At 67.1% G+C, this 4,610-nt stretch carries 4 protein-coding genes; 3 read left to right on the top strand and 1 reads right to left on the bottom strand.

All coding sequences use genetic code 11. The features are described from left to right. Positions 1-85: 85 nt before the first annotated feature. On the bottom strand, positions 86-817 hold the full coding sequence (locus tag VGE27_RS09275; protein ID WP_331049368.1) for a hypothetical protein: 732 nt from the start codon (positions 815-817) through the stop codon (positions 86-88). Positions 818-963: 146 nt separating this feature from the next. On the opposite strand from VGE27_RS09275, the gene murQ reads away from it, so the two are divergent. From murQ to VGE27_RS09260, 3 genes are read left to right on the top strand one after another with little or no spacing between them, the layout of a single operon-like run. Continuing rightward, complete coding sequence (gene murQ, locus VGE27_RS09270; protein WP_331049367.1) at positions 964-1,902, top strand: N-acetylmuramic acid 6-phosphate etherase; 939 nt, start codon at positions 964-966, stop codon at positions 1,900-1,902. After that, entirely contained in the window at positions 1,899-3,089 is a 1,191-nt protein-coding gene (locus tag VGE27_RS09265) for an anhydro-N-acetylmuramic acid kinase (RefSeq protein WP_331049366.1), read from the top strand. The genes murQ and VGE27_RS09265 overlap by 4 nt, the downstream gene beginning before the upstream one ends. Beyond that, positions 3,086-4,567, top strand: coding sequence for a glycoside hydrolase family 3 protein (locus tag VGE27_RS09260; protein ID WP_331049365.1), 1,482 nt, complete (start codon positions 3,086-3,088; stop codon positions 4,565-4,567). The genes VGE27_RS09265 and VGE27_RS09260 overlap by 4 nt, the downstream gene beginning before the upstream one ends. Positions 4,568-4,610 lie beyond the last annotated feature (43 nt).

The following is a 4,610-nucleotide window of genomic DNA, read 5'->3' as shown; positions in this document are numbered from 1 at the left end:
CACGCCGGCCGATCGACGCGATAGCTCCGAAACGAAGGAAGCGATCATCGGGAAGGGAAGGAGGAAGGAAGGAGTACCACGAAGCCTACAGCGCGAAGCGCAGCGATGCGCGTGTGTTGCGCACCCGCCAGGTGCGGCCGGCGCCCTCGGGTCGGTCGGCCTTGGCGTGCCAGCCCATGCCAAAGTCCTGCACCAGCGTGATCGCAAAGCCGGGCGACAGCGTATAGCCAAACCCACCACCGATGGTGCCGCTCAGATCGGTCTGCATCGTCTTGGTGCCGACTGCGATACGCGTTGACTTCACGCGCAGATTGCGGAACGCGGTCACGCCGGCCTGTGCTTCGAAGAACGTATGAAATCCCGGGCCGCCGCCGCTGCGAAACTGCGCCATGGCCGTGTATAGCTCGGTTTCGGCAGCACAGCCCGTCGTGCAACCCGGTGTGCCATCCTGCACACCATTGGGCGAGCCAATAGCCAGATCATTCAGCGGCTCGAGCATCAGGTCCACGCGGCCATACGACACGGCCAGTCCGATCGTAGTGAACTCGTCCGTGGCCTTTTCGATGGTGCCGCGCATCTGCCAGAGCGGATCGTTGCCAAACCGCCAACGCGACTGTGTGGCGCCGTCGGCGATATCGCCAAGCACCGTGGCCGACGCGCCGCCGGAGATCCACCACGGGCTGCTCTGCTGGCGCACCGGTGGGCGTCCGCGGATCTGCGCGGCGAGCGGCGCCGCCGCGCCGAGCCACGCCAGGGTCAGCACGAGTGTCGCGCACAGGCGAACCGCGATATGACGACGCGTCCGTGAGTGGAGCATTGCAGCGCCGCCAGCTTCGTGCATTCCGGGTTGCCTCCGAGACAAGCTGAGTCCTAGTTTTGATTCAGCAGTCAACTTACCGCCCGTGTTCCGCAGGGGACACCCACGGATTCATTCGTGTGCGGACTGTCCCCAATCAGGTCATCGTGAGCACCCCTACGCTCGATTCCCGCGTCACGGAACGGCGCAATCCCCGCACGGTCGATATCGACCTCGCGTCGCCGCTGGACATCGTCGATCAGATCAACGCCGAAGATCGACTCGTCGCCGACGCCGTGGCCTCGCAGCGTGAGGCGATTGCGACCACGATCGGGCATATCGAGACCGCATTCCGCGCGGGACGCCGCCTGCTGTACATCGGCGCGGGCACGTCGGGACGCCTGGGGGTACTCGACGCCAGCGAGTGCCCGCCCACGTTCGGCACCGACCCGAGCATGGTGGTCGGTATCATTGCCGGCGGTGACCGCGCGCTCCGCACGCCCATCGAAGGCGCCGAGGACGATCCGGTGGCCGGCGCCGCCGAAATGGATGCGCGTGATGTCACACACGGTGATGTGGTGGTGGGCATCGCGGCATCGGGCACGACGCCCTATGTGCGTGGCGCGCTCGCCCGCGCGCGGGAACTGGGTGCCACCACCGCGCTCATCGCCTGCACCGAGCCGCCCGCGGCCATGCGCGCGGTGGCCGATGTATACATGCTGCCCATCGTTGGTCCCGAAGTGCTCACCGGTTCCACGCGCCTCAAGGCCGGCACCGCCACGAAGCTGGTGTGCAACCTGCTCACCACCGGCGCGATGATCCGCATCGGCAAGAGCTACGGCAATCTCATGGTCGACCTGCGCGCGACCAATGTGAAGCTGCAGGACCGCGCCGAGCGCATCGTGATGGAGGTGACGGGCATCTCGCGGGACGATGCACGCGCCCTGCTGGTCGCCGCCGATGGACGCGTGAAGCGCGCGCTCGTGATGCACGCACTGAGTGTCGATGCCGCCACGGCCGATGCACGACTCGCCGCCGAAGGTGGTGTGATCCGCCGCGTGGTGCCCAACGCTCCGCCGGCCGTCGCCGCCGAGCACGCATCGTGACAGCACCCGCGCCGCGCGACGGCGCAGTGCTCGTCGGGTTGATGTCGGGGACATCACTCGACGGGATCAGTGCGGCGGTCGTGCGATTCACCGAGCACGACGGACGTGTGCACGCCGACGTGTTGCACGCCACGCAGCACGCCTACGATGCGTCGGCGCGTGAGCGTTTGCTCGCGGCCATGCATCAGGGCAGTGCGCGCGACTACTGCCGTCTGTCCGCCGATCTCGGCGACTGGCTGGGTGATGCTGCACTGGCCGCCATGCGCGGCGCGGGTGTGAGCGCCGCCGATGTGCAGGCCGTGGCGTCGCATGGTCAGACGCTATGGCATGAACCCGGACACAGCACCTGGCAGATCGGTGATGCGGCCCGCATCGCGGAACGCACCGGCTGCGCGGTGATCAACGATTTCCGTGTGCGCGACATGGCGGTGGGCGGGCAGGGTGCACCGCTCGTGCCGATGGCCGACCGGGTGCTCTTCTCGCATCCCACGGCGTGGCGTGCACTGCAGAATATCGGTGGCATCGGCAATGTGACGCTCGTGCCACCGGGTGGTGGCGACGATAACGACATCGTGCGCGCCTTCGACACTGGCCCCGGTGTGGTGATCATCGACGGCGTGACGCAGCGGCTGTTCGGCCTGCCATTCGATCGGGATGCCGCGATTGCCGGGTCTGGGCGCATTCTCGAGAAGATCGTGATCGAAATGCTCGAACTGCCGTATCTGCACGACGCGCCGCCCAAGAGCACCGGGCGCGAGCTGTTCACGCCGGCGTTCATCGACGCGTTCATCGAGCGCTGCACGGCGGCGGGTGGCGCGCCCGCCGATATCGTGGCCACCGCCTGCGCCTTCACGGCGGCCACGATTGGTGACCAATACACGCGGTTCATCACCGAGTCACCGGCCGATGTGGTGCTGTCCGGCGGCGGTGCGCGCAACCCCTTCCTGGTGCGCTGTATCGAGGGCGCGTTCATGTGGCACGGCGAGCGATTCGGTCGCCCGGTGCCAGCGGTGCGCCTGTTCGACGATCTCTTTTTCGATGCCGAAGCGAAAGAAGCCGTAGCGTTCGCGCTTCTTGGTTATCTTCATCTCACTGGTCGCCCGGGCAACGTGCCCACCGCGACCGGGGCCCGCGCACCGCGTGTGCTAGGTGCGTTTACCCCCGTAGCCCCGAGTTTGACGTCATGAGCGAACAGTCGCGTCGCGACCTCGCACAGCTATTGCTGCCGGTCATTCGCTGGACCCCCGAGCGCGGCTTTGCCGAAGCGCGCCCCCTCATCGACCAGGCGCTGGCCTTGGGTGTGGGTGGTTTTCAGCTCGTTGGTGGCGAGCAGGACAGCGTGCGTGCGCTGGCCAAGGAGCTGCAACTCAAGTCGCGCCATCCGCTGCTCATCGCCGCCGAGCTCGAACGCGGCGCGGGGCAGCAGTTCGCCAGCGCGACGGGTCTGCCGCCACTCGCGGCCATCACGGCGCTGGGTGATATCGAGTCATTGCGCCGTGCCGCGCGTCTCACGGCACGTGAAGCGCGCACCATGGGCGTCAACTGGAATCTCGGCCCGGTGTGTGATCTCGACATGCTCACCGAGAATCCGCTCATCGGATCACGCGCGCTCGGCAACGATGCACGCAAGGTGGGACAGCTCGTCACGGCGTGGATCGAAGCCTGTCAGGCGGAAGGCGTGCTCGCGTGTGCGAAGCACTTCCCCGGTATCGCGCGCGTGACCACCGATCCGCATCGCGAATTGCCCGTCGTCGACACGCCGGCCGATCAGCTCAAGGAACTGGATCTGCATCCGTTCCGCGCGGCCATCAGTGGCGGTGTGGCCAGCATGATGACGGCGCATGTGTCGTACCCCGCGCTCGATTCGAGCCGTGAGCCGGCCACGCTGTCGCGTGAGATGCTGCAGTGGTTGCTGCGTCAGCAGCTCAAGTTCGACAACCTGCTGGTGTCCGACGCGCTCACACTGGCGGCCGTGACGGCCACGCGTACACCGGCCGAGGCGGCGGTGCTCGCGCTGCGTGCAGGCTGCGATGTACTGCTTGATCCGGGCGAACTCGAAGCCGCGCTGAGTGCGCTCGAAACAGCACTCGACGATGGCACGCTCGACCCCGAGCGTGTGCGGCAGTCGGTGCGTCGTCGTCTCAAGTGGGCGCAGTGGGCCTCGCCGCCAAACGACTGGCGCCGTCCGAGTGGTGCCGACACCGCATGGGGCGCGCTGCTGGCCGACAAGGTGCTGCGCCTCGAGCACGAGCCCATTCCGCCGATGGGTGTGGTCACCGAAATGGCCATTGTCGACGACGATGATGATGTCATCGGACGTCGTGCCGATCGCACCGGCATCGTGGATGCCATGCGCCTCGCCGGCAACGATGCACGCATCGTGAGTGCGCCCACACCGGCCAGCGGTGGACCGTTCGTGATCGCGTTGTTCGCCGACTACCTGCCGGGCAAGGGACGCCACACACTGCGCGACGACACGGTGGCAGCGGTGAAGTCGCTCATCGAGCAGGCCGAAGCGCTGCAGCGCACCGTGGTGCTGGTGGGGCTGGGTGATCCGCGCTGGGTCACGCAGCTCGGCATGACGCACCCGACGATTCTCGCCTGGAGCGGTGATCGGGTGATGCAGCAGGCGGCGGGGCGGGGACTGCTTAGGACAAAGCGGTAACGGGTCGCGGGGGTGCGGGTTTAGGGGTGAACAACCGGGTTGC

This window comes from Gemmatimonas sp. (assembly GCF_036405635.1).
Lineage (GTDB): Bacteria > Gemmatimonadota > Gemmatimonadetes > Gemmatimonadales > Gemmatimonadaceae > Gemmatimonas.
This window is presented reverse-complemented; position numbering and strand designations above follow the sequence as displayed.